This window comes from Pseudomonas sp. CH61, from assembly GCF_059429415.1.
Genome location: NZ_CM182098.1, coordinates 5,823,874 through 5,847,298 on the forward strand (window position 1 = coordinate 5,823,874; position 23,425 = coordinate 5,847,298).

At 59.6% G+C, this 23,425-nt stretch carries 22 protein-coding genes; 9 read left to right on the top strand and 13 right to left on the bottom strand.

What is annotated here, in order from left to right; genetic code table 11:
- Positions 1-86: 86 nt before the first annotated feature.
- The 4 genes from gltP to AC5SEM_RS26300 all read right to left on the bottom strand — a co-directional run bounded on the left by gltP (position 87) and on the right by AC5SEM_RS26300 (position 3,109).
- Positions 87-1,418 (bottom strand): glutamate/aspartate:proton symporter GltP, encoded by a 1,332-nt coding sequence (gene gltP / locus AC5SEM_RS26285; RefSeq protein WP_034152229.1) that lies wholly within the window; start codon positions 1,416-1,418, stop codon positions 87-89.
- 701 nt (positions 1,419-2,119) lie between these two features.
- Positions 2,120-2,584 (bottom strand): inhibitor of vertebrate lysozyme family protein, encoded by a 465-nt coding sequence (locus AC5SEM_RS26290; RefSeq protein ID WP_077575191.1) that lies wholly within the window; start codon positions 2,582-2,584, stop codon positions 2,120-2,122.
- Between the two features lie 2 nt (positions 2,585-2,586).
- A complete protein-coding gene (locus AC5SEM_RS26295) occupies positions 2,587-2,751 on the bottom strand; it encodes a DUF1328 domain-containing protein (RefSeq protein ID WP_003177151.1) in 165 nt (54 codons plus the stop codon).
- 73 nt (positions 2,752-2,824) lie between these two features.
- Positions 2,825-3,109 carry a hypothetical protein gene (locus tag AC5SEM_RS26300; RefSeq protein WP_077575192.1) on the bottom strand — a complete coding sequence of 95 codons (285 nt, stop codon included), beginning with the start codon at positions 3,107-3,109 and terminating at the stop codon, positions 2,825-2,827.
- 427 nt (positions 3,110-3,536) lie between these two features.
- On the opposite strand from AC5SEM_RS26300, the gene algB reads away from it, so the two are divergent.
- Both algB and AC5SEM_RS26310 read left to right on the top strand, forming a co-directional pair.
- A complete protein-coding gene (algB, locus tag AC5SEM_RS26305) occupies positions 3,537-4,883 on the top strand; it encodes a sigma-54-dependent response regulator transcription factor AlgB (RefSeq protein ID WP_025112294.1) in 1,347 nt (448 codons plus the stop codon).
- Between the two features lie 10 nt (positions 4,884-4,893).
- Positions 4,894-6,684: an ATP-binding protein gene (locus AC5SEM_RS26310; RefSeq protein ID WP_368967405.1), complete on the top strand. Its 1,791-nt coding sequence runs from the start codon at positions 4,894-4,896 to the stop codon at positions 6,682-6,684.
- On the opposite strand, the gene AC5SEM_RS26315 is transcribed toward AC5SEM_RS26310, so the two are convergent.
- The 7 genes from AC5SEM_RS26315 to AC5SEM_RS26345 all read right to left on the bottom strand — a co-directional run bounded on the left by AC5SEM_RS26315 (position 6,681) and on the right by AC5SEM_RS26345 (position 14,070).
- A complete protein-coding gene (locus AC5SEM_RS26315; protein ID WP_495473505.1) occupies positions 6,681-8,294 on the bottom strand; it encodes an EAL domain-containing protein in 1,614 nt (537 codons plus the stop codon). The genes AC5SEM_RS26310 and AC5SEM_RS26315 overlap by 4 nt on opposite strands.
- Before the next feature lie 76 nt (positions 8,295-8,370).
- Positions 8,371-9,153, bottom strand: a complete 783-nt coding sequence (locus tag AC5SEM_RS26320; RefSeq protein WP_495471601.1) for an N-acetylmuramoyl-L-alanine amidase — start codon at positions 9,151-9,153, stop codon at positions 8,371-8,373.
- A gap of 101 nt (positions 9,154-9,254) precedes the next feature.
- The gene (locus AC5SEM_RS26325; protein WP_495471602.1) at positions 9,255-11,327 is read right to left on the bottom strand and encodes a GGDEF domain-containing protein; all 2,073 of its coding nucleotides are present in this window, start codon (positions 11,325-11,327) and stop codon (positions 9,255-9,257) included.
- On the bottom strand, positions 11,324-12,202 hold the full coding sequence (locus AC5SEM_RS26330) for an endonuclease/exonuclease/phosphatase family protein (protein WP_007911779.1): 879 nt from the start codon (positions 12,200-12,202) through the stop codon (positions 11,324-11,326). Before AC5SEM_RS26330 ends, AC5SEM_RS26325 begins: the two co-directional genes overlap by 4 nt.
- A 14-nt stretch (positions 12,203-12,216) precedes the next feature.
- On the bottom strand, positions 12,217-12,858 hold the full coding sequence (locus tag AC5SEM_RS26335; RefSeq protein WP_495471603.1) for a thiol:disulfide interchange protein DsbA/DsbL: 642 nt from the start codon (positions 12,856-12,858) through the stop codon (positions 12,217-12,219).
- A 266-nt stretch (positions 12,859-13,124) separates the two neighbouring features.
- Complete coding sequence (locus tag AC5SEM_RS26340; protein ID WP_008081240.1) at positions 13,125-13,736, bottom strand: c-type cytochrome; 612 nt, start codon at positions 13,734-13,736, stop codon at positions 13,125-13,127.
- Positions 13,737-13,779: 43 nt separating this feature from the next.
- A complete protein-coding gene (locus AC5SEM_RS26345) occupies positions 13,780-14,070 on the bottom strand; it encodes a c-type cytochrome (RefSeq protein WP_016986444.1) in 291 nt (96 codons plus the stop codon).
- A 191-nt stretch (positions 14,071-14,261) separates the two neighbouring features.
- Between AC5SEM_RS26345 and yihA the strand changes: the two genes are divergently transcribed.
- The gene (gene yihA, locus AC5SEM_RS26350) at positions 14,262-14,906 is read left to right on the top strand and encodes a ribosome biogenesis GTP-binding protein YihA/YsxC (RefSeq protein WP_008081236.1); all 645 of its coding nucleotides are present in this window, start codon (positions 14,262-14,264) and stop codon (positions 14,904-14,906) included.
- Between the two features lie 412 nt (positions 14,907-15,318).
- Here yihA and polA read toward each other — a convergent pair whose 3' ends face one another.
- Positions 15,319-18,123 carry a DNA polymerase I gene (gene polA, locus AC5SEM_RS26355; protein WP_495471604.1) on the bottom strand — a complete coding sequence of 935 codons (2,805 nt, stop codon included), beginning with the start codon at positions 18,121-18,123 and terminating at the stop codon, positions 15,319-15,321.
- Positions 18,124-18,197: 74 nt separating this feature from the next.
- Here polA and AC5SEM_RS26360 point away from each other — a divergent pair, with 74 nt between their 5' ends.
- Entirely contained in the window at positions 18,198-18,494 is a 297-nt protein-coding gene (locus tag AC5SEM_RS26360; RefSeq protein WP_077575200.1) for a DUF2782 domain-containing protein, read from the top strand.
- Between the two features lie 61 nt (positions 18,495-18,555).
- A complete protein-coding gene (locus AC5SEM_RS26365) occupies positions 18,556-19,509 on the top strand; it encodes a homoserine kinase (protein WP_495471605.1) in 954 nt (317 codons plus the stop codon).
- A gap of 88 nt (positions 19,510-19,597) precedes the next feature.
- Here AC5SEM_RS26365 and AC5SEM_RS26370 read toward each other — a convergent pair whose 3' ends face one another.
- Complete coding sequence (locus AC5SEM_RS26370) at positions 19,598-20,518, bottom strand: zinc ABC transporter substrate-binding protein ZnuA (RefSeq protein ID WP_116028678.1); 921 nt, start codon at positions 20,516-20,518, stop codon at positions 19,598-19,600.
- Positions 20,519-20,584: 66 nt separating this feature from the next.
- On the opposite strand from AC5SEM_RS26370, the gene AC5SEM_RS26375 reads away from it, so the two are divergent.
- From AC5SEM_RS26375 to AC5SEM_RS26390, 4 genes are read left to right on the top strand one after another with little or no spacing between them, the layout of a single operon-like run.
- Entirely contained in the window at positions 20,585-21,067 is a 483-nt protein-coding gene (locus AC5SEM_RS26375) for a Fur family transcriptional regulator (RefSeq protein ID WP_007911760.1), read from the top strand.
- Positions 21,067-21,852: a zinc ABC transporter ATP-binding protein ZnuC gene (znuC, locus tag AC5SEM_RS26380; protein ID WP_201229598.1), complete on the top strand. Its 786-nt coding sequence runs from the start codon at positions 21,067-21,069 to the stop codon at positions 21,850-21,852. Before AC5SEM_RS26375 ends, znuC begins: the two co-directional genes overlap by 1 nt.
- Positions 21,845-22,633 (top strand): zinc ABC transporter permease subunit ZnuB, encoded by a 789-nt coding sequence (znuB, locus tag AC5SEM_RS26385; protein WP_007911758.1) that lies wholly within the window; start codon positions 21,845-21,847, stop codon positions 22,631-22,633. The genes znuC and znuB overlap by 8 nt, the downstream gene beginning before the upstream one ends.
- 37 nt (positions 22,634-22,670) lie before the next feature.
- Positions 22,671-23,384 carry a PA5502 family lipoprotein gene (locus AC5SEM_RS26390; RefSeq protein WP_008081221.1) on the top strand — a complete coding sequence of 238 codons (714 nt, stop codon included), beginning with the start codon at positions 22,671-22,673 and terminating at the stop codon, positions 23,382-23,384.
- The last annotated feature ends 41 nt before the right edge of the window (positions 23,385-23,425 follow it).

The window sequence follows — 23,425 nt, forward strand, 5'->3', positions numbered from 1 at the left end:
TGCTCGCGATCGCGGTGTATCAGACAACAGAGATGTTGAATGTACAGCCCTCATCGCGAGCAGGCTCACTCCTACAGGGATTTGTGTCAGTTCTTCGAGATTTCGCCCGCTGGCAGTTTTTCCTTGCTGCGCCAGTGCGGCAGGGAGTTCCAGTAGCGCTGGCCCTTGGCATCGTCGTACATGCCTTCCCAACGTGCGATAACCAGCACCGCCAGGGCGTTACCAATCACATTCAGAGCGGTACGCGCCATGTCCATGATGCGGTCGACACCGGCGATGAACGCCAGACCTTCCAGCGGAATACCAACACTGCCGAGGGTCGCCAGCAGCACCACGAAGGACACGCCCGGTACACCGGCGATGCCTTTGGAGGTGACCATCAGGGTCAGGACCAGCAGCAGCTGCTGGCTGATCGACAGATCAATGCCGTACAGCTGAGCGATGAAGATCGCCGCGATGGACTGGTACAGGGTCGAACCGTCGAGGTTGAACGAATAACCGGTCGGTACCACGAAGCTGCAGATGGCTTTCGGCGCGCCGTAGGCTTCCATCTTCTCGATCACGCGTGGCAGCACGGTTTCCGAAGAAGCGGTGGAGTAGGCCAGCACCAGCTCATCCTTGAAGATGCGCATCAGCTTGATCACCGAGAAGCCGAACAGCTTGGCGATCAGGCCCAGTACCACGAAGGCGAAGAAGGCGATGGCGACGTAAACCAGGATCACCAGTTTGGCCAGCGGCAGCAGTGAGGCGAAGCCGAAGTTGGCGACGGTCACCGCGATCAGTGCGAATACGCCGATCGGCGCATAGTTCATGATCATGTGGGTGACTTTGAACATGCTTTCCGAGACGCCCTGGAACATCTTCACCAGCGGCTCGCGCAGGTCCGACTGCAGGCTCGACAGACCGAGACCGAACAGCACGGAGAAGAAGATGATCGGCAGCATTTCGCCGCGGGCCATGGCCGCGAAGATGTTCGACGGGATCAGGTTGAGGATGGTCTCGATGAACGCGTGTTCATGCTGTACCTCGGCGGCGGTTGCCTGGTACTTGGAGATATCCACCGTGCCGAGGGTGCTCATGTCGATGCCTGTGCCCGGATGGAACAGGTTGGCCAGCAGCAGGCCGACGACGATGGCGATGGTGGTGACGATTTCGAAATAGATGATCGTCTTCAGGCCGATACGCCCGAGTTTCTTGGCGTCGCCCACGCCGGCGATGCCGACGATCAGGGAAGAGATGACGATCGGAATCACGATCATCTTGATCAGACGGATAAAGATATCGCCTGCCGGTTGCAGGACGTTGCTGATCCACCAGGCCTTCTCGGCACTGAAGTGGTTGAGCAACGCACCAATTGCAATACCCAAAACCAGACCGATGAGGATCTGCCAGGCGAGGCTAATTTTTGCCTTCTTCATTATCTTTACCCTTACTTGCGTTTGACTCAGGCACATGCAGGAACTGGAACGCTCATTAGCGGAAAAGTCTGTGCATCTGCCTCCGTATAAGGTGCCCCGAAGCGCGTGATTACGGCTCTTCGGCAGGCGAAAAAAGGCGCAACTATTCCGATGCAAGGTTGCGCCGTCTAATGCCGTAAACGCCTACCCTATGCCGAATCGGCATGAGCTTTTTTAAATGAAACTGGCGTCCCAACCGGTTCGATTGTGACATTTCGGCCGGCATAAGTGCCGTGAACCGGTCATTACAGCGTGGGTTGGTTATTTTTTGAACGAGAAAAATCGACTAAAACTCTCGGAAAAAGCCTACGAAGGAAGACTAGAAGTCCTACTGTTTAAACGGTCTCTTTGTCGATATACGGTCGCCGTGAAACACCGCGTAATGTTTTTGCGCGCAGTGTCAGCGATAAAAAGGATGAGCTGGACGCTCTGGATCAATGTTTTGCGTGTTTGAAAGCTCAGCGCAAGTCCGTCGAGCCACTGTGGGTCGGCGAACCTGCGGCGCAGCTTTTACCCTGACCCGGCCCTCGCGCAGGCACTCCCTGTACCCGTAGGTCACTCCGACCCTGCAACAGTCAGAACGTCCCGGCCCCTTGGTCATGCGCCGGCCTTCCTCAGGTGGGCGCAATGGAGGGCAGCAGGGCGCTGCCCTCATGTTCAAATCAATACCACTTCGGATCTTTCTTCAGGGTTTCCATCAGTAGATCCTGCATACCTTGGTCGGGTTTGCCGAAGAAGCGATAGGTCGCATGTCGCGTCGGTGACTTGTCTTGCGGAAGGCCTTCAGGCACATCAACCAGCATGGCGTAGGCGTCATCCTTGTCAAAACTGAATGCGACTATCAATCGATGATTCAGGCACTTGTCCTGATTCTCGCAGAGCGGGCCGACCAAGTATTTCTCGTCGTCTTCAGTAACCGCGTTCATCTGTTGTTCGGAGGTCCCGGACAGGTTGATCACCCATTCCGGTACGCGCTCTTCTTTCTTGATCACGCCTTCCCAGGTTTCACGGTACTGCTCGTCAGAGGCGAGCAGTTCGTTGACCCGCGCCTGGCCGTCATTGGCCGCCATCGCCATGGCACTACCGCCCAGAAGCAGGGCGGCTGCCAGTGTCTTTAACGCACTCATCGTTAACCTCGGCCGCGACGGCCAAAGAAGAAGGAAGCGATGAACATCACCAGGAACACGACAAAGAGAATCTTGGCGATACCCGTGGCGGTGCCCGCGATACCACCGAAGCCCAGTACTGCAGCGATGATGGCAATGATCAAGAATGTAATTGCCCAGCTCAACATGGTGATTCTCCTTACTTCTCTATTTAGGGGTGTTACGTGTTCCGGCGCTGTGCGCCCGAATTCATTCAATCAGTCAGAAAACCCAACGCTCTTCACGTGGCAGTTGATCCAGTGGCTGCGCCTGATCGACGTCCATCATGCGCATCGAGGCGCTCTCGGCCTGGCTGCTGCTGACGGCGCTGAAGTGCGTTTGCGTGTTGTGCTGGATCGAAATCAGCGGCTCAGCCTGCTGGCTGTTTTCCCAGCGCAGGTATTGCTGGCAGGCGATCAGGGTGATCAACAGCGCCAATACGCCAAACAGACCTTGCTGGATGTGCAGTGGCGAGATACGCACTTGGGCGGCACGTTGGCGAGTCATCCTGGGTTCCTCACTCTTATTCGGTTGGGGCAGTTCATTTCTGCCCGGGCTGAGTAAGGTATTGCAGCCTGCATGCCAGTTTTTTAATTGAAAAATATCCAATAAAATCAATAAGTTATGCGTATGCAGAAAATCGTTTGCGACGCATCCTGCACGATGGGTCATCTGGGATCGTGCGCAATGCACGATTTTTTCGTAGGAGATTTCATTCTTATGGAATTGAGAGCGGGGCGCAGATGTCAGAAAAGTACGCAGGGAATTCCCTGCAAATCGGTATTTGTTTAAAAAACCAACAAAATCAACGTATTGGCCGTAAAGGCAGGAGAGAGCTACCCTCCTATGGCTGGCATCGTTCAGAATCAACCATGCAACTTGCCCGATTTTTCCGGGACTAACCCAAGACCAATCACTATGGAGCGTAGGAAAAATGGAATCTGCCACTGAGCATCAAGGCCGCATTCTGCTGGTGGACGACGAATCCGCCATCCTGCGTACTTTCCGTTATTGCCTCGAAGATGAAGGCTATACGGTCGCCACAGCCAACAGCGCGGCCCAGGCTGACGCCTTGTTGCAACGTCAGGTCTTCGACCTGTGCTTCCTTGATTTACGCTTGGGCGAAGACAACGGTCTCGACGTGCTGGCGCAGATGCGCATTCAGGCGCCATGGATGCGTGTGGTGATCGTCACTGCGCATTCGGCCGTCGACACTGCCGTGGATGCGATCCAGGCCGGCGCCGCCGACTATCTGGTCAAACCGTGCAGCCCGGATCAGTTGCGTCTGGCCACCGCCAAGCAACTGGAAGTGCGCCAACTGTCGGCGCGCCTCGAAGCGCTGGAAGGCGAGATCCGCAAACCGAAGGATGGCCTCGATTCCCACAGCCCAGCGATGAAAGTTGTCCTGGAAACGGCCCGCCAGGTTGCCAGCACTGACGCCAACATTCTGATCCTCGGCGAGTCCGGTACCGGTAAAGGTGAGCTGGCCCGAGCGATTCATGGCTGGAGCAAACGCGAGAAGAAATCCTGCGTGACCATCAACTGCCCGTCGCTGACGGCGGAATTGATGGAGAGCGAGCTGTTCGGTCACAGTCGCGGGGCGTTTACCGGGGCCAGCGAAAGCACCTTGGGGCGAGTCAATCAGGCGGACGGCGGCACGCTGTTTCTCGACGAGATCGGCGATTTTCCCCTGACATTACAACCCAAATTGCTGCGTTTCATTCAGGACAAGGAATACGAGCGGGTAGGGGATCCGGTCACCCGCCGGGCCGACGTGCGCATTCTAGCGGCGACCAATCTCAATCTCGAAGACATGGTCCGTGACGGGCGTTTCCGTGAAGACCTGCTCTATCGCCTGAACGTCATCACCCTGCACCTGCCGCCACTGCGCGAGCGTGCCGAGGACATTCTGACCCTGGCCGATCGCTTCCTCGCCCGTTTCGTCAAAGAGTACGCACGTCCGGCACGGGGCTTCAGCGACGAGGCTCGCGAGGCGCTGCTGGGCTACCGCTGGCCGGGCAACATTCGTGAGCTGCGTAACGTGGTCGAGCGGGCGAGCATCATCTGCCCGCAGGAACGCGTGGAAATCAGCCACCTCGGCATGGCCGAGCAACCGGCCAACAACGCTCCTCGCGTCGGTGCGGCGTTGAGTCTCGACGAGTTGGAAAAGGCCCACATCGGTGCGGTACTCGCTACTGCCGGCACCCTGGATCAAGCGGCAAAAACCCTCGGCATCGACGCTTCGACCCTGTACCGCAAGCGCAAGCAGTACAACCTGTGAGTGTCCGGCGATGAAACTGGCGATGAAGTTGCGGACCCGTTTGTTCTTGAGCATTTCCGCGCTGATCACCGTGGCCTTGCTCGGGCTGTTGCTCGGGCTGGTCAGCGTGATGCAGATGGCCGGCACTCAAGAAGCGTTGGTGCGCAGCAATTTCGTCACTCTGGATCTGGGGCTCAAGTTGCGCCAGACGCTGGGTGATCAACTGATCATCATGCTCGCGGAAAAGCCTGATCCCGTGGCGTTCGAAGCGTCAAAACAGCATTACTTCGAATTGCTGGACCAGGGCATCGCCCAAGAGCAAGAGGGCGATGGTCGGCTCTACGGCTTCAGTCGGGCAAAAGCGGATTATCTGAGTTTCCTCGAAGCTTTCGATTTGTCCCGTGACCCGGCCAGCTCGATGAGTAGCAGCGCCGAATTCCGGGAGCGCTTCAACACGTTGCGCAACGGACTGATCACCGAACACAAGCATGCACTGGACAACATCAACGCGGTACAGCGTGAGGCGCGTGACCGTGCCTTGTTGATTGCCGGTCTGCTGGGATTTGTCGGGTTGGCGGTGCTGATCATCGGTTTCATCACGGCCCACGGCATTGCCAGGCGTTTTGGCGCGCCGATCGAGGCGCTGGCGAAAGCGGCGGACAATATCGGCCAAGGCAATTTTGAAGTAACCCTGCCGATTTCTTCGGCAATGGAGATGAATCTGCTGACCAAACGCTTCGGCCTGATGGCCGAGGCACTGCGCGAGCATCAGGCGACCAATGTCGATGAATTGCTCGCTGGTCAGCAACGCTTGCAGGCGGTGCTCGACAGCATCGATGACGGCTTGCTGATGATCGACCGTCAGGGAAATCTGGAGCACCTCAATCCAGTGGCTCAGCGCCAATTGGGCTGGGACGATGATCGTCTTGGCCAGGGGCTGGGCACGGCGCTGGAACGCCCAGAGCTGGATGCGCAGCTGCAACTGGTGCTGCGCGGCGGCACGCTGGAGCGGGCGCCGGAAGATTTGAGTATCGAGGTCGACGGCGAATCACGCCTGCTGACCTACAGCCTGACCCCGGTCAGTCACACCCAAGGGCATATTCTCGGCGCGGTGATGGTGCTGCACGATGTCACCGAGCAGCGCGCCTTCGAGCGGGTGCGCAGTGAATTCGTCTTGCGCGCCTCCCACGAACTGCGCACGCCGGTCACCGGTATGCACATGGCGTTCGGTTTGTTCCGCGAGCGGGCGAAGTTTCCAGCGGAGTCCCGCGAGGCTGATCTGCTCGATACGGTGAACGAGGAAATGCAGCGTCTGATGCAGTTGATCAATGACTTGCTCAACTTCTCGCGTTATCAGAATGGCCTGCAGAAACTCACACTGGCGCCGTGCTCCATCGAAGATTTGCTGGAGCAGGCGCAATTGCGTTTTGCCGACTCGGCGGCGGCCAAGGGCATCGCCCTGAATGTCGAAGTACAGGCGCCGCTGCCACGTTTGCAGGCCGATCAGGCGCAACTCGATCGCGTGCTCGACAACCTGATCGACAACGCCCTGCGGCATACCGCCCGCGACGGTCAGATCCGTTTGCAGGCGCGCCGACATGGCGAGCGAGTGATCATCAGCGTCGAAGACAACGGCGAAGGCATTGCCTACGGCCAGCAAGGACGGATCTTCGAGCCGTTCGTGCAGGTCGGTCGCAAAAAGGGCGGCGCCGGGCTTGGTCTGGCGCTGTGCAAGGAAATCGTCCAATTGCACGGCGGACGCATGGGTGTTTATTCGCGACCGGGGCAGGGCACGCAGTTCTATATGGCGCTCGCCGTTTAGGCTTCGTCGTCCATACGCCTTCCCGCGAGGCGTCGGCCACGGGTGATCAGTTCGATGAACTGCACCGCGCTCAGCGCATGGGCGAACAACCAGCCCTGACCGAACTTCACACCTTCGCTGCTGAGCAGTTCAGCCTGTGATTCCAGTTCGATGCCTTCGGCAATCACCTTCAGATCCAGCGCCTGGGCCATATGAATGATGTGCGGGGCGACGCCGCTGCTCGCTGCGTCATGGCCGAGGGCGTCGATAAAGGCTTTGTCGATCTTCAGGCAATCGACCGGTAGGGTTTGCAAGTAGGCGAGGCTGCAATAGCCGGTGCCGAAATCGTCGATCAATACCTGATGGCCGACATCGCGCAAGGCTTGCAGGTTTTCCCGCGCCACTACCACATCGATCAAGCCACGTTCGGTGACCTCGAAGGCAATCTGCCGCGCGGCCACTCGATGCAATGTGAGCAAGCGCGCCATGACCAGACCGATGCGCGGCACCATCACGTCGCAGGCTGCGAGGTTGACCGAGATATACAGCTGCGGGTTGGCGCGCAGCAATTGGCCCAATTGCTCCAGCAGACGCTGCAGGACGAAATCGGTCATCTGCCGGATTTGCCCGGTGTTTTCCGCCATGGGGATAAACAGATCCGGGCTGGTCAGTGTGCCGTCAGGGCGGCGCCAGCGCAGCAGCGCTTCGGCGCCGACGCAGTTGCGGCTGTCGAGGTCGAAGATCGGCTGATAGAGCACCTGCAACTCGCCCCGACGAATGGCGCCATTAAGTTCGGCGTCCAGCGATTGGCGCTGGCGCACCAGCAAGAACACAAAGAACCCTACGAATGCGCCGAGCAATAGACAGGCCGGAACCATCCACCACCAGATTGCAGGGATGTGCATGCCAGTGCGCGGCGTGATCAGCACCAGTTGATATTCCGGGTTGTCGGTAGGCATGCGGTAGATCAGCCGAGTCTGAGTGACCTGTAATGACTCGCGACTTTTCGGTGGCCAATGTTCGGTCGGTGGCCAGGCCTGCGCCGTGCCGAGCACCGGGATCGCCCGGGTGCCGTGATCGAGCACCACCAAAAGGCTGCTGCCGGGCGACAGATCGACCATGTCGGTCAGATGCCCGCGTGACGTGGCCACACGAAAATTGCCGCGACCCAGCATCAGCGCGGCGCGGTTTTCATCGGGTTCGGTGGTGGTATTGAGCCAATAGCTGTAAGTCGGCCCTCTGATATCCGGCGCTCGTACTACCGACACGCCTTCCTGACGTGGGCGGTTGGAGCAGATCCGTGAGGCGTCCATGTAAGCCGCTTCGTAGACGAAGCGATAGTTGAAGGTGACTTGCTGCAGGGTCGCGATCATTTCATCGTCACAACTGCGCAATGGCTGCGCTTCGAGATCGTCGAGACTTTCGCGCAACTGGCCGAACAATTGTTCGAGGCGGGCGAGGAAACGTTCGCCTTGCGCGTTCATTTCCTGACTTTCGCTTTGCTCGACCTGTCGCATTGCCACGAACATTCCGCCGGCGATCAGCAGGCAGGCACTGAGGACAGCCGCGATCATCGCCAAAAACCACGGGCGATAGAACCAGCTACGCAGCGTCTCTCGGGTAGCAACCATCATGGAATATCCGAAGAATTACCAATGAGTTATAGCTGCTGATTGCGATTTCGCCCTGACCGTCGGGCGGGCGTCATTATTTTGTCTGGTTCAGTACCAGCAACAGCGCTGCTGTTTGCGCATCCGGCGTGCCATCGAAGCGCGAAGGGCGGAAGTGCATCTGGAACGCGGCGAGGACATGGCGTGTCGCAACGTCGAGTTCGCCGGTCTGCGGCGTGTCATACCCCAAGTGCGCCAGTTGTGCCTGGAACCAGCTGATGCTCGGCAGTTCGCTGCTGTTGAACAGCATTTGCTGACGCGCAACCGCCTGTTCGTTCGGCCATACGCCAAGGCCTTCAGCGGCGAGACGCTTCCAGGGGAACAACGGCCCTGGATCAAGTTTGCGCAGCGGCGCGATGTCGCTATGGCCAATGATGTGTTGGGGGCTGATACCGTTGCGTTTGCTGATGTCCTTGAGCAGGACGATCAGCGATTGAATCTGTGCTTCGCTGTACGGATACCACAGGCGCCCGGTTGGCGTGTCCTTGAAGCCCGGATTGACGATTTCGATACCGATGGAGCTTGAGTTCAGCCAGGTGCGACCCTGCCACTGGCTTTCGCCGGCGTGCCAAGCGCGCTGGTTTTCATCCATCAGTTTGTAAATGGTGCCGCTCTTGTCGTCGCCGATCAGGTAATGACTGCTGACTTCGCCATGGGTCAGCAATTGCAGCGAACGCTCCAGCGAGGTCGAGGTGTAATGGACGATCACGAACTGAATGCGGCTGTCGTAATTGGCCGAAGGATGGCTGGTGTTGTAGCGCGGGCCGCTGGCACAACCGGCCAGAACGAGCAGCGACGCGAGGAGGGCAAAGAATTTCATGGCAGAAGGCAGTACACGCAAGACAGTAATGCAACAGTGTAACGTACTGCCTTGCGTCTCGACGGTCAGCGGGCGGATTTAAACAAAATGGAACAATTTGCTCAGCCCAGCTCGACCCGGTTGCGTCCTGCATTTTTAGCGCGGTAAAGCGCCTGATCGGCTCTTTTCAGCACCAGATCGCTGTGTTCTCCAGCGCGGAATGTTGCCAGTCCCATGGAAATGGTGATCGTCACGCGCTCGCCCTTGAAGTGGAAAGGGCAGGCTTCGATCGCTGCGCGCAGGGTTTCCAACAGTTTGGCGCCGACTGCCGGCGGCGTTGCCGGCATCAACAGAACGAACTCTTCCCCGCCGAAACGGGCAATGAAGTCCGAGCCGCGCAGGCGTTTGCGCAACACGGTGGCAATGATCTTCAGCACCTTGTCGCCGGCCAAATGGCCGTAGTTGTCGTTGATGCGTTTGAAGTGATCGAGGTCGAGCATGGCCAGGCTCAAGGTGTTGCCGTGCTGCTGCCACTGCTTGATTTCATGCTCGAGGCGTTCGCTCCATGCGGCGCGATTGGGCAGGCCGGTGAGTGGGTCGATCAAGGCTTTCTGTCTTTGTACTTCAAGATGTTCGCGGAAACCCTGGGCTTCCTGCTCCATATGCGCCACGCGTTCGGACAGGCTTTTCAGCCGCGTGGCGACCTCTTGCTCGCGGGCATCGCGCTGCTTCTGGTGCTGGTCCATGGTGCCGAGCAGGCCTTCGAGATGGTTCTCCAGCACGTGCTTGAGGTCTTCCAGATCCGCCGCTTCCTGCACGCTGGTCTGCAGGCCGTCGACTTGCTCGCGGATCTGCGTGTCCATTGCCCGCGCCGCCGAGCTGTTGTCGGCATGGCCTTCACTGGCAGCCTGCAGATTGCTCTGGAATGCTTCGAGGCGCTCGTTGAGCTGTTGCAGATAGGCTTCGAATTCGTGCTGACCGCTGTCGGTGATCGCCAGCATCAATGTCGCCAGATCGTCGAGGATCGGGATCAGTTCGTACCAGTTCAACCCGTGTTTGAGCCGCTCGCGCATGGCTTCGGCTTGCGGGCGGTGGCGTTCCGGCAGGGTCAGGTCGTCGAGCAGCCCGATCAGGGTGTCTTCGATGTGTTTGGCCACGGAGCTATAGGATGGCTCGGGAGTGTCCGGCAGGGCGAACAGGATGTCGTGCTCGGGCTGCTCCGGGTCAAGGGCGGCCAACGCCTGCGCAATTGGCCCGGGCAGCGGCAGGCTGTCGAGGATCAGCGGTGTCGGATCGCCGGGGCGGATCAGTTCATCAGGATTGATGGCGGCAGGCGCGATTTCATTCTGAGCAGGGTCCGGGATGAAAACAGGTTCGGGCTCGAAGTGCTCAGCCTGCGGTTCGAGCGGAGGGCTGCTGACTGTGCTGACGACCTTCGGTGGCACAAAGGTAACCACCTCTGCCGGTTCTGGTTCCAAATGAGCCCGAGCGGCTGGCGTCGTTGTTTCGACGGGCACCACACCTTCGATGGCAGGCGCTGCCGTCATGGCTTCGATCACGGCGACAGGGGCGGGCTGTGCGGCTTCTGGTTCGGGCGCCGGTGGGGCAAGCGGTTGCGGCGGCGTGGCTTGCAGCGGCGCGGGTGATTCTGTCGCTGGCGCTTCTTCGCTGTCGCGGCTACCAAACAGCCGTTGCAGCAGACCCGGGCGACCCGGCTCTGCGGGCGTTTCCAGCTGACTCAACGCCTTGCCCTGCAAGCCGCTGAGTTCACTCAGCAGCAATGGCATTTCCCGCGCAGACCCGACGCGGCTGTCCAGCTGTTTGGCGAACTTCTTCAGTGGCTGAGCGACTTCACGCGGCAGCGGCAACGCCTGCAACTGGGTGACTAGCGACGTCAGCGCGGTGCTGACCTGATCGATGCGGGTTTCGCGACGCTGCTCGGAATCGAGCACGGCTTTTTCCAGACGCGGCAGCAAGGCGGCGAGTCCGGCGTCCATGTCATCGGTGCGCACCACGTCGCGCATCTCTTTCATGCATTGATCAACGGCCTTGTCGGTGCCTTCAGCCGCCAATGTGCTGCGCACCAGACCGCGACGCAGCAAATCGAGCCTGGCGGCCCAGCGGCGTTCAAGTTTGTCCTGTTGTTCGATGCTTTTGAGGTACTTCTCTTTCCAGCGCTGGGCGTCGTCGCTCATTCAGGGGTTCCGCGAGGGGCAGGACTCAACGCGGGCAATGCATCGGCCGTGAGCGAACCCGGCAGACGAATCTCTACCGCGACCGGCAGGTGATCGGAAATCGGTTGTGCCAGCACTTCGACCTTTTCCAGGGTCAGGGTCGGGCTGAGCAAAATATGATCAAGGCAACGCTGTGGGCGCCAGCTGGGGAAAGTCGCTTCCACCTGCGGGGCCAGCAGGCCGAGATCGCGTAACGGAGAATGTTGTAGCAGATCGCTGGCGTGGGTGTTCATGTCACCCATCAACACTTGGTGTTTATAGCCACCGATCAGCTCACGAATATAGGCCAGTTGCAGGCTGCGGGTTCGCGCGCCAAGGGCCAGGTGCATCATCACCACCACCAGCGCTTCCGGGCCTTCGCCGAAACGCAGCAGAATCGCTCCACGACCTTTCGGGCCGGGCAGCGGGTGATCTTCAATCGCCGACGGTTTCAGACGACTGAGCACGCCATTGCTGTGCTGAGCGAGTCGGCCGAGGTTGCGATTGAGTTGTTGATACCAGTAGGGAAAGGCGCCGAGTTGCGCCAGATGCTCGACCTGATTGACGTAGCCCGAACGCAGGCTGCCGCCATCGGCTTCCTGCAGGGCGACCAGATCGAAGTCGCCCAGCAAGTCACCGATCTTTTGCAGATTGCCTGAGCGGCCGTTGTGCGGCAGCAGGTGCTGCCAGCTACGGGTCAGGTAATGCCGATAGCGCTCGGTGCTGATGCCGACCTGGATATTGAAACTGAGCAGACGCAAACGCTGGTCTGCGGGCAGGCCCGTGGACTCCAGGTGATGCTCGTTGACCTGCGGATCATGCAGGCCAACGATGCGTTCAGACTTCCAGCGGCGCATGGCGGTTGCCGCGCTTAGTTGGCAGCAGCCTTGGTTGCCGCTCGCTCTTTGGCGACCAAGTCGTCAGCCAGTTTCAGTGCCTGCTCGGCGCCACCGGCAGAGCCGATGTCAAAGCGGTACTTGCCGTTGACGATCATGGTTGGCACGCCAGTGATTTCATACTTCTTGGCCAGTTCGCGAGCTTTTACGATCTGACCTTTGATGGCGAACGAGTCGAAGGTGGCGAGGAATTTGTCCTTGTCCACGTCCTGAGTGGCGAGGAAGTCAGCCATGTCGTTCTTGTCGGTCAGCTTCTTGTGTTCTTTCTGGATTGCGTTGAACACGGCGTTGTGAACCTTGTGCTCGACACCCATCGCTTCGAGGGTCAGGAACATTTGACCGTGAGCGTCCCACGGGCCGCCGAACATGGCCGGGATGCGCACGAAGTTGACGTCGGAGGGCAGTTTTTCAACCCAAGGATTGATCACCGGCTCGAAGGCGTAGCAGTGCGGGCAGCCGTACCAGAACAGCTCGACCACTTCGATTTTGCCAGGCTCTGCAACCGGCACCGGGTTGGCCAGTTCCACGTAAGGGGCGGCAGGTGCTTCGGCGGCTTGAGCGGTCACGCCGAACAGGCTGGCAGCGACGAGAGCGGCGCTGATGATCAGATTACGCATGCTTTACTCCTGGACAATTTTGGTCGCCTCGCGCGACCTGTTTTCAGACAGATCCTGGCGGGCATGAGTTCTGTAGTGTAACGGTAGCGGCCACAAAAAAGGGCGGCCAAAGCCACCCTTTTTATACTTGCTGCGACGGATTAATCGAGCGTTAACATTGCCGGAGATATCAACTCCTGCATTGAATCACGCAACACCCCTGTAGGAGCTGCCGAAGGCTGCGATCTTTTGATCTTCAGCCTCGCTCAACGCCCGATACGACACGCTTAGTGCAAACCCTGAATGTAGCTGGAGACTGCAGCGATGTCTTCGTCGCTCAGGCGCTTGGCGATGGTCTGCATGGTCATGGTGTCGCCGTCGTTGGTACGACCGCCTTCTTCCTTGCGGAAATCGGTCAGCTGCTTGGCGATGTATTGAGCGTGTTGGCCACCCAGGTGTGGGAAACCGGCAGCGGCGTTGCCGGCGCCGTTCGGCGAGTGGCAGCCGGTGCAGGCTGGCAGGCCCTTGGCGAGGTTGCCGCCACGGAACAGCGCTTCACCGCGCGCAACGATCTTCGGATCGGCGGCGCCGACGCTGCCTTTCTGGCTGGCAAAGTAGGCGGCAATGTCGGCCAGGTCCTGATCGCTCAGGTTGGTCAGCAGGCCGGTCATTTCCAGAACGGTGCGCTTGCCCGACTTGATGTCGTGCAGTTGCTTGGTCAGGTAGCGTTCACCTTGACCGGCCAGTTTCGGAAAGTTTGGCGCCATGCTGTTGCCGTCCGGGCCATGGCAGGCTCCGCAGACGGCGGCTTTTGCCTGGCCTGCTGCGGCATCACCGGCAGCATGGGCGAAGCCTGAGATTCCCACGGTCAACAGCAGACTCACGATCAATTTGTTCATCAGCTAATCCAACTACGGCTAAGGGTTAAGTTATGGACCGGGTTTACTCGCTCATCCACAGGATGATGGCTTGGTAATCCTCGGCACTGCAGTCCATGCACAAACCACGCGGCGGCATCGCCTTGAAACCCTGGGTCACGTGTTGCACCAGCGTCCCCATACCTTTCGCCAACCTCGGCGTCCAAGCTTCCTGATCGCCTCTTTCGGGCGCCATGGGTAGTTGGCCGGAATGACAGGCACCACAAACACGGTTGTACACAGCTTCCGGATCCTGTGTAGCCTGTGCGCTGTAAAGCGGCATCAAGACTCCGGCAGCCAGCAGCCATTTCGTCATAAAACGACCTTTTCAGGGTTGAGAGCGTTCTGCGTTCTAATGCGCAATCAAGGTCTGTCGCTCTCGTGAACTTCATCCTACGCTGGGACAAAGCACACACAAAATCTGCGGCATTATATACTGGCGTCACTGAAACGGAAGCGACACCGCGTTCCGCGCCCAATCCCGGCGCCGCCCACATCGGAAATCCCATGCAACTCAAGAATCCCATCCTCGGCCTGTGCCAACAGTCCACGTTCATGCTCAGTGCCGCCAAAGTCGATCAATGCCCTGACGACGAAGGCTTCGAAGTGGCGTTTGCCGGTCGTTCCAACGCCGGCAAATCCAGCGCACTGAACACCCTGACTCACGCCAGCCTGGCGCGTACCTCGAAAACCCCGGGTCGCACACAGCTGTTGAACTTCTTCAAGCTAGACGAAGATCGTCGTCTGGTCGACCTGCCGGGCTACGGTTACGCAAAAGTACCGATCCCGCTGAAGATGCACTGGCAGCGTCACCTTGAGGCTTACCTCGGTGGCCGTGAGAGTTTGAAGGGTTTGATTTTGATGATGGACATCCGTCATCCAATGACCGACTTCGACTTGCTGATGCTCGACTGGGCCGTTGCGGCCGGCATGCCGATGCACATCCTGCTGACCAAGGCCGACAAGCTCACCTACGGCGCAGCCAAGAACACCCTGCTCAAAGTGCAGTCGGAAATCCGCAAGGGTTGGGGCGACCTGGTCACCATCCAGCTGTTCTCGGCGCCAAAACGCATGGGCCTGGAAGAGGCCTACACTGTACTGGCCGGCTGGATGGAACTGGCAGACAAAGGCGCCGAGGCGGCAGCCGAGTAAGTCGGGATTGGGAAAAATTGGTTGTAGTGTGGTCAGGCAAGGCAAAGGTGATGCTCAAAAGCGGAGTTTAGGGGACCTAAATGAGCATTTTGAGTAGCGCCTTTAACGCAGCATGGCCGCGCTACAGCCGATTTTTGGGCAAAAAAAGCCCCGGATTTCATTGGGGAGGGAGAAATTCCGGGGTTTAAGTTCCGAACCGCTAGGGCGGGGTTCAGATATCTGCCAACACTTAACACAACATAGGAGCATCGAAGGGCTTCACCAGCCATTCAGTATCTCTGAGTAGTGTCCTTCCAGATTAGTTCAGATTTTTTTCAAAAAGCTTTGGAATAATCCCAAGCGCTTTTCGAAATAAGCAGGTTTTACCGGCGTTGCCGCGACAACAGGTCGCGGCAAACCGTGTTCAAAAGGCTCAGTGAGCCTCATCCCAATTGTTGCCTACACCCACTTCGACCAGCAGCGGTACATCCAGCTTCGCCGCTTCGCTCATGTGCACGCGAATCTCGGCGCTGACCTGGTCGACCAGATCCTCGCGAACCTCCAGCACCAGTTCATCGTGCACCTGCAGGATGACTTTGGCGTCCAGCCCGGACGTCGCCAGCCAGTTATCCACCGCGACCATGGCTTTCTTGATGATGTCCGCAGCCGTGCCTTGCATCGGCGCGTTGATCGCCGTGCGCTCGGCGGCGGCGCGTTCCTGCGGCTTGTTCGAGTTGATCTCCGGCAGATACAGGCGACGACCGAAGAACGTCTCGACATAACCCTGATCCGCCGCCTGCGTGCGGGTGCGCTCCATGTATTCGCGAACCCCCGGATAGCGGGCGAAGTAGGTGTCGATGTAAGCCTTGGCGGTCTTGGTGTCGACGCCGATGTCTTTGCCGAGCTTCTGCGCGCCCATGCCGTAGATCAGGCCGAAGTTGATCGCCTTGGCGCCACGGCGCTGGTCGGAGGTCACTTCGTTGAGCTCGACCTTGAACACTTCGGCTGCGGTCGCGGTATGCACGTCCAGATTGTTGCGGAAGGCGTTCATCAGGCCTTCGTCCTTGGACAGGTGCGCCATGATCCGCAGCTCGATCTGCGAATAGTCCGCCGCCAGCAGTTTGTAGCCTTTCGGCGCGACGAAGGCCTGACGGATGCGCCGGCCTTCAGCGGTACGCACCGGGATGTTCTGCAGGTTCGGATCGCTGGAGGACAAGCGACCGGTCGACGCCACAGCCTGATGATACGAGGTGTGAATACGCCCGGTGCGCGGGTTGATCTGCTCCGGCAGGCGATCGGTGTAGGTGCTTTTCAGCTTGCTCATCGAACGGTGCTCCATCAGCACTTTCGGCAAGCGGTGATCGTCTTCGGCGAGTTTCGCCAACACTTCTTCAGCAGTGGACGGCTGACCTTTGGCGGTCTTCTTCAGCACTGGCAGGCCGAGTTTCTCGTAGAGAATCACGCCCAGTTGCTTCGGCGAGCCAAGATTGAATTCTTCCCCGGCGATCTCGAACGCTTCGCGCTCCAGCGCGACCATTTTGTTGCCCAACTCGATGCTCTGGATGCCGAGCAGCTCAGCGTCGACAAACGCGCCTTGGCGTTCGATACGCGCCAGCACCGGCACCAGCGGGATTTCGATGTCAGTCAGCACGCTGGCCAGGCTCGGAATGGCGCTGAGTTTTTCGAACAAGGTCTGGTGCAGACGCAGGGTGATGTCGGCGTCTTCGGCGGCGTACGGGCCGGCTTGTTCCAAAGCGATCTGGTCGAAGGTCAGCTGCTTGGCGCCTTTGCCGGCTATGTCCTGGAAACTCACGGTGGTGTGATCCAGGTACTTCTGCGCGAGGCTGTCCATGTCGTGGCGGGTGGCGGTAGAGTTGAGCACGTAGGACTCAAGCATCGTGTCGAAGGCGATGCCGCGCACGGTGATGCCGTTGTTCTGGTCGCCACCGATGGCGCAGTTGGCCAGAATATTCATGTCGAACTTGGCGTGCTGGCCGACCTTGAGTTTGCTCGGGTCTTCGAGAATCGGCTTGAGTGCGCGCAGTACGGTGTCGCGATCCAGCTGCTCCGGCACGCCGATGTAGGAGTGGGTCAGCGGAATGTACGCGGCTTCGTTGGCCTGCACGGCGAACGATAGACCGACCAGTTGCGCCTGCTGTGCGTCGATGCCGGTGGTTTCGGTGTCGAAGGCGAACAGCTTGGCGTTATTGAGTTTTTCCAGCCAGACGTCGAAACGTGCCTGATCGAGGATGGTTTCGTAGGCAGCCTCAGCGGGAGCGGCGGGCGCTTCTTCTGCTGGCGCGCTGAACAGATCGCCGGCCGGCGCAGGCTCGGTGGCTGCGCTCAGTTCCAGACGTTTGGCGTCGCGATCCAGATCATTGATCCAGCTTTTGAATTCGAGCAGCGAGTACAACTCGTAGAGCTTGGCCGGGTCTTCCGCGCCCATTTGCAGGTCGTCGAGTTCGACGTCCAGCGGCACGTCGACTTTGATGGTCGCCAGTTGATAGGAGAGGAACGCCATCTCCTTGTGCTCTTCGAGCTTGGCCGGCAGGGTTTTCGCGCCGCGAATCGGCAGGGTCGGGACGATGTCGAGATTGGCGTACAGCTCGGTAAGGCCACCGTTGACCCCGACCAACAGGCCGGAGGCAGTTTTCGGGCCGATGCCCGGAACGCCCGGAATGTTGTCGGACGAATCGCCCATCAGCGCCAGATAATCGATGATCTGCTCCGGTGCGACGCCGAATTTCTCCTTCACGCCCTCCACGTCCATCGAGCTACCGGACATGGTGTTGACCAAGGTAATGTGGCCGTCGACCAGTTGCGCCATGTCCTTGTCGCCGGTGGAGATAACCACCGGGCGATCCGCCGCCGCGCTGCTGCGGGCGAGGGTGCCGATGACGTCGTCGGCCTCGACGCCTTCCACGCACAGCAGCGGGAAACCGAGGGCGATCACGCTCTGGTGCAGCGGCTCGATCTGCACGCGCATGTCGTCGGGCATGCTTGGGCGATTGGCTTTGTATTCGGCGTACATCTCATCGCGAAATGTCCCACCCTTGGCGTCGAACACCACGGCGAACGGGCTGTCCGGGTACTGCTTGCGCAGACTCTTGAGCATGTTCAGCACGCCTTTGACCGCACCGGTCGGCAGGCCTTTGGAGGTGGTCAGTGGTGGCAATGCGTGAAACGCGCGGTACAGGTAAGACGAACCGTCCACCAGGACGAGGGGGGCTTGGCTCATGAGCAGGATCAACCTTTTCGGCGGGTCCGGCGCTAGAATAGCGGGACCGTTGACGACAAAGGGACAAGGTTATCATGCGTACGTTAAATCGCTTGCTGCTGGTCGGTCTGATTGCTGTCTCACCTATGGCCGCGATGGCGGCGGATGATGCGCCTGCCTCGGAGCCGGAAGTTACGATCAACACGCACACGGAAGGCGACAAGGTCATCCAGGAATACAGTCGCAGTGGCTTCGTCTATGCGATCAAGGTCACGCCAAAGGGTGGCAAACCGTATTTCCTGGTGCGCGCCGATGGCACGGACGCGAACTACATTCGCTCCGACCAGCCGGATATGCTGATTCCGTCGTGGGAAATCTTTACCTGGAAGTAAGTTTCCCGACTTTTAATCGGCGTCGCCTGACCGCGACGCCTGAACTGAGCAGTTTTTAACCATGTCTGTGTTCACTCCCCTGGCTCGGCCCGAGCTGGAAACCTTTCTCGCCCCTTACGGGCTTGGCCGTCTGCTTGATTTCCAGGGGATCGCCGCCGGCAGCGAAAACACCAATTTCTTTATCAGCCTGGAGCAGGGCGAATTCGTCCTGACTCTGGTCGAGCGCGGCCCGGTGCAGGAGATGCCGTTCTTCATCGACCTGCTCGACGTGTTGCATGAAGCCGACTTGCCGGTGCCTTACGCACTGCGCACCACCGACGGCGTGGCGTTGCGTGAGCTGAAAGGCAAGCCGGCTCTGCTGCAGCCGCGCCTCTCCGGCAAGCACATCAAGGTCGCCAATGCCCAGCATTGCGCGCAGGTCGGCGAGTTGCAGGCCCATCTGCACCTGGCGACCCAGGGCGAGCGCATGATCAAGCGCAAGACCGATCGTGGCCTCGACTGGATGCTGGAGGAGGGCACGGAATTTCTCTCGCACCTGAGTGATGAGCCGCGTGCTTTGCTGCAGAAGGCGCTGGATGAAATCACCGAGCGCAAAGACAAGATTCTTGCGCTGCCTCGGGCGAACATTCATGCGGATCTGTTTCGCGACAACGCGATGTTCGAAGGCACGCACCTGACCGGGCTGATCGACTTCTACAACGCCTGCTCAGGGCCGATGCTGTACGACGTGGCGATTGCCTTGAACGACTGGTGTTCGGACGAGGAAGGTTTGATCGATGGCCCACGTGCCCGCGCGTTTCTCGGCGCCTATGCGGCGTTGCGACCGTTTACGGCGGCGGAGGCTGAGTTGTGGCCGACCATGCTGCGCGTGGCGTGTGTGCGGTTCTGGCTGTCGCGGTTGATCGCGGCGGAGCAGTTCGCCGGGCAGGACGTGTTGATTCACGATCCGCAGGAGTTTGAGCAGCGCTTGGCGCAGCGGCAGCAGGTTCACACACCGTTGCCTTTCGCCCTTTAAGATCAAAAGATCGCAGCCTTCGGCAGCTCCTACATGGGATTGATGTAGACCCTGTAGCTGCCGAAGGCTGCGATCTTTTTCTATGGGGCTACAGAGATTCCAGGCACCCGGCCAAATCATTGCCCAACTTCTCCAGCACCTGCTCATAGCCCTGAGCCGTCGCCGGGGTGTACCCGCCCAACGCATCCAGCTCAGCCAGTTTCACCGGCAAACCCGCCACCAGCGTCTCCGCCAGACGCGGCCGCAATGGCGGCTCACTGAACACACAAGTCTTGCCCACTTCCTGCAAACGCTTGCGCATCGCCGCGACATGCTGCGCGCCCGGCTGCACTTCGGCAGCTACGCTGAACACGCCGGCATGCTTCAGGCCATAGGCTTCTTCAAAGTAATCAAACGCCTCGTGAAAGACGAAGTACGGCTTGCCTTCAACACTGGCCAGACGCTTCTTCAAACGCTGATCCAGCGCGTCCAGACGCTCGTCGAATGTTTTGGCATTGCTCTGATAACGCTCGGCGTTAGCCGGGTCGGCGGCGCTGAGGTCTGCGGCCATTTTGTCGGCAATCACCCGCGCGTTGACCGGCGATAGCCACAAATGTGCATCCAGTGTGCCCGGACGATGATCGTGATCATGCTCGTCGGCGTCTTCGGCGTGGGAGTGGCTGTCCTCAGCAAAACGCCGCAGCTTCATCCCCGGCAAATCCTGCACCGCGACGCTCGGCAGCGTACGACTGCTCAGCACGCGCGGCAGGAAACCTTCCATGTCCGGGCCGATCCAGTAGAGCAGATCCACCGATTGCACCTTCCGTACGTCGGATGGGCGCAGGGCGTAATTGTGTGGCGACGCGCCCGGCGGCAGCAGCACTTCGGGAATCGCCACGCCGTCCTGCACGGCCGCTGCAATCAGCTGCAACGGTTTGATGCTGGTGAGGACTTTGACCTCGGCCTGAGCCGAACCGATCAGCAGGAAACTGGCGACAAAAGCCACAAAAACAGAAAAAAGTCGGGACACGATGACCACTCAAGGAGGCGAGAACGGGTAACATAATAACGTCTCTATCAAAACTCGTCGCCGCCCATGCCTATTACACCGATTGCCAGCCGTCCCCACGACCACTCACATTGCGTGCACAGCGCTTTGTCCGAGGCCGATACCTTGTGTGCCCAGAAAGGCTTGCGCCTGACCGCGTTGCGCCGCCGGGTGCTGGAATTGGTGTGGCAGAGCCACAAACCGCTGGGCGCCTACGACATTCTTGCCGTGTTGAGCGAGCAGGACGGCCGCCGCGCCGCGCCGCCGACCGTGTACCGTGCGCTGGATTTCCTTCTGGAAAACGGCCTGGTGCACCGCATCTCCTCGCTCAACGCCTTTGTCGGCTGCGTGCATCCGGAACACGCGCATCAGGGCCAATTCCTGATCTGCCGCGATTGCCACGCCGCCATCGAGCTTGAACAAAAAGTGATCAGCGACGCGATCATCAACAGCGCCAAAGACGTTGGTTTCATTGTCGAAGCGCAGACCGTCGAAGTCGTCGGCCTGTGCTCCGGTTGCCAGGGGGCTTGATGAGCAATGCGCTGATCCGTCTGGAGCAGGTCGCCGTCACATTTGCCGGGCAGACCGTGCTGGACAACATCGAGCTGAGTGTCGAGCCGGGGCAGATCGTCACCCTGATCGGTCCCAACGGCGCCGGCAAGACCACGCTGGTGCGCGCCGTGCTCGGGCTGTTGAAACCAGACAGCGGCAGCGTCTGGCGCAAGCCGAAGCTGCGCGTCGGCTACATGCCGCAAAAACTTCACGTCGATCCGACCTTGCCGCTGTCGGTGCTGCGCTTTCTGCGTCTGGTGCCGGGCGTTGATCGTCCGCGTGCGCTGGCCGCATTGAAAGAAGTTGGCGCCGAGCACGTCATCGACAGCCCGGTGCAAAGCGTTTCCGGCGGTGAAATGCAGCGTGTGCTGCTCGCGCGGGCGCTGCTGCGTGAACCGGAACTGCTGGTGCTCGATGAGCCGGTACAAGGCGTCGACGTTGCCGGCCAGGCCGAGCTGTACAGCCTGATCACCCGTCTGCGCGATCGCCATGGTTGCGGTGTGTTGATGGTGTCCCACGATTTGCATCTGGTGATGAGCACCACCGATCAGGTGGTCTGCCTCAACCGTCACGTCTGCTGCTCCGGGCATCCCGAGCAGGTCAGCGGTGATCCGGCGTTTGTCGAGTTGTTCGGCAAGAACGCACAGAGCCTGGCGGTCTATCACCACCATCACGACCACGCTCACGACCTGCACGGCTCCGTCGTCAAAGGGCCGGTAACGGGTCAACCCCACGTTCACGGAGACAACTGCAAGCATGGCTGATTTTCTGTTGTATGCCCTGCTTGCAGGTCTGGCGTTGGCGATCGTTGCAGGTCCGCTGGGTTCGTTCGTGGTCTGGCGGCGCATGGCCTATTTCGGCGATACCTTGTCCCACGCCGCACTGCTCGGCGTGGCGCTGGGCTTTTTGCTGGATGTCAGCCCGACCGTCGCGGTCACCGTAGGCTGTCTGTTGCTGGCGGTGCTGCTGGTCACGCTGCAACAGCGCCAACCGCTGGCGTCCGACACGCTGTTGGGAATTCTCGCACCGAGCACGCTCTCTCTCGGCCTGGTGGTACTAAGCTTCATGCATGAAGTGCGGATCGACCTGATGGCCTATCTGTTCGGCGACCTGCTGGCGATCAGCCCGACCGATCTGGCGTGGATCCTCGGCGGCAGTGCGGCGGTGCTGGTGTTGCTGGTGACGCTGTGGCGGCCGTTGCTGGCGATTACCGTGCACGAAGAGTTGGCCAAGGTCGAAGGCCTGCCGGTCGCGGGCCTGCGCATGGCGCTGATGCTGTTGATTGCGGTGGTGATCGCGGTGGCGATGAAAATCGTCGGTGTGTTGCTGATTACGTCGCTGTTGATCATTCCGGCGGCTGCGGCACAGCGTCACGCCCGCTCGCCGGAGCAGATGGCACTGGGCGCGAGCCTGCTGGGCATGCTCGCGGTGTGTGGCGGGCTGGCGTTGTCGTGGTTCAAGGACACCCCGGCCGGGCCGTCAATCGTTGTGACGGCGGCCGCACTGTTTCTGCTGAGTTTTGTTCTGCCCCGCCGCGGGGTGTAGACTTGGCCGCTTTTTGCGCAAATAGAGAGTCGCAGGAATGAAGCCGTTCGCCTCCCGTTATCTGCTCCTTGTCGCATTTTCAGTGCTGCTGGGCGCCTGCCAAAGTACGCCGCCGGTGGCTGAAGTCCCCGATGCGCGGGCTACGGCCATCGCACAGCTGGAGCAAAGCCTAGCCAGCAGCGAACTGGCCACTGCCGAAGACCAGTTGGCCGCTTTGCAGAAAGAAACCCCCAACGATCAATCCCTTGAGCAATACCAGCGGCAGCTTGCCGAAGCGTATCTGCGTCGCAGCCAGATCGTGCTGCAGAAGGGTGATGTGAATGCTGCCGCCACGGCGCTGAGCCGTGCTCGTGCGCTGATGCCGAAAGCGCCGGCGCTGACCGGTGGCGTGAATGGTGCCATCACTGAAGCGCGCAAGGCTGAGCTGGAAAAGGCTGAAGCGGCGCTGTTGGCAGCCGAAGCGAAGCCGAAAGCCAAGGTGATCGATCCGACTGCCGAGAGCACCACAGTCGCGCTGAATATCACTGATAGCCGCAAACTTCGCCGACAACTGGATGCGATCGCCGCTGATGTGGTGAATTATGAGTGTGGGGTGACCATTCAGGCGCCACGCACGAATGACTATCCGTGGTTGGCGACGTTGCTGACCAAGCGGGTCAAGAAATTGAATCCGGATTTTGATCTGAAGATTGTGAAGCAGACCGTGCGCACCGTGCCTGCGCAGATGGTTCTGAGCCCGCGTAAACCCTAAAAAGCTTCGCGAGCAGGCTCGCTCCCACACTGGATTCGTGA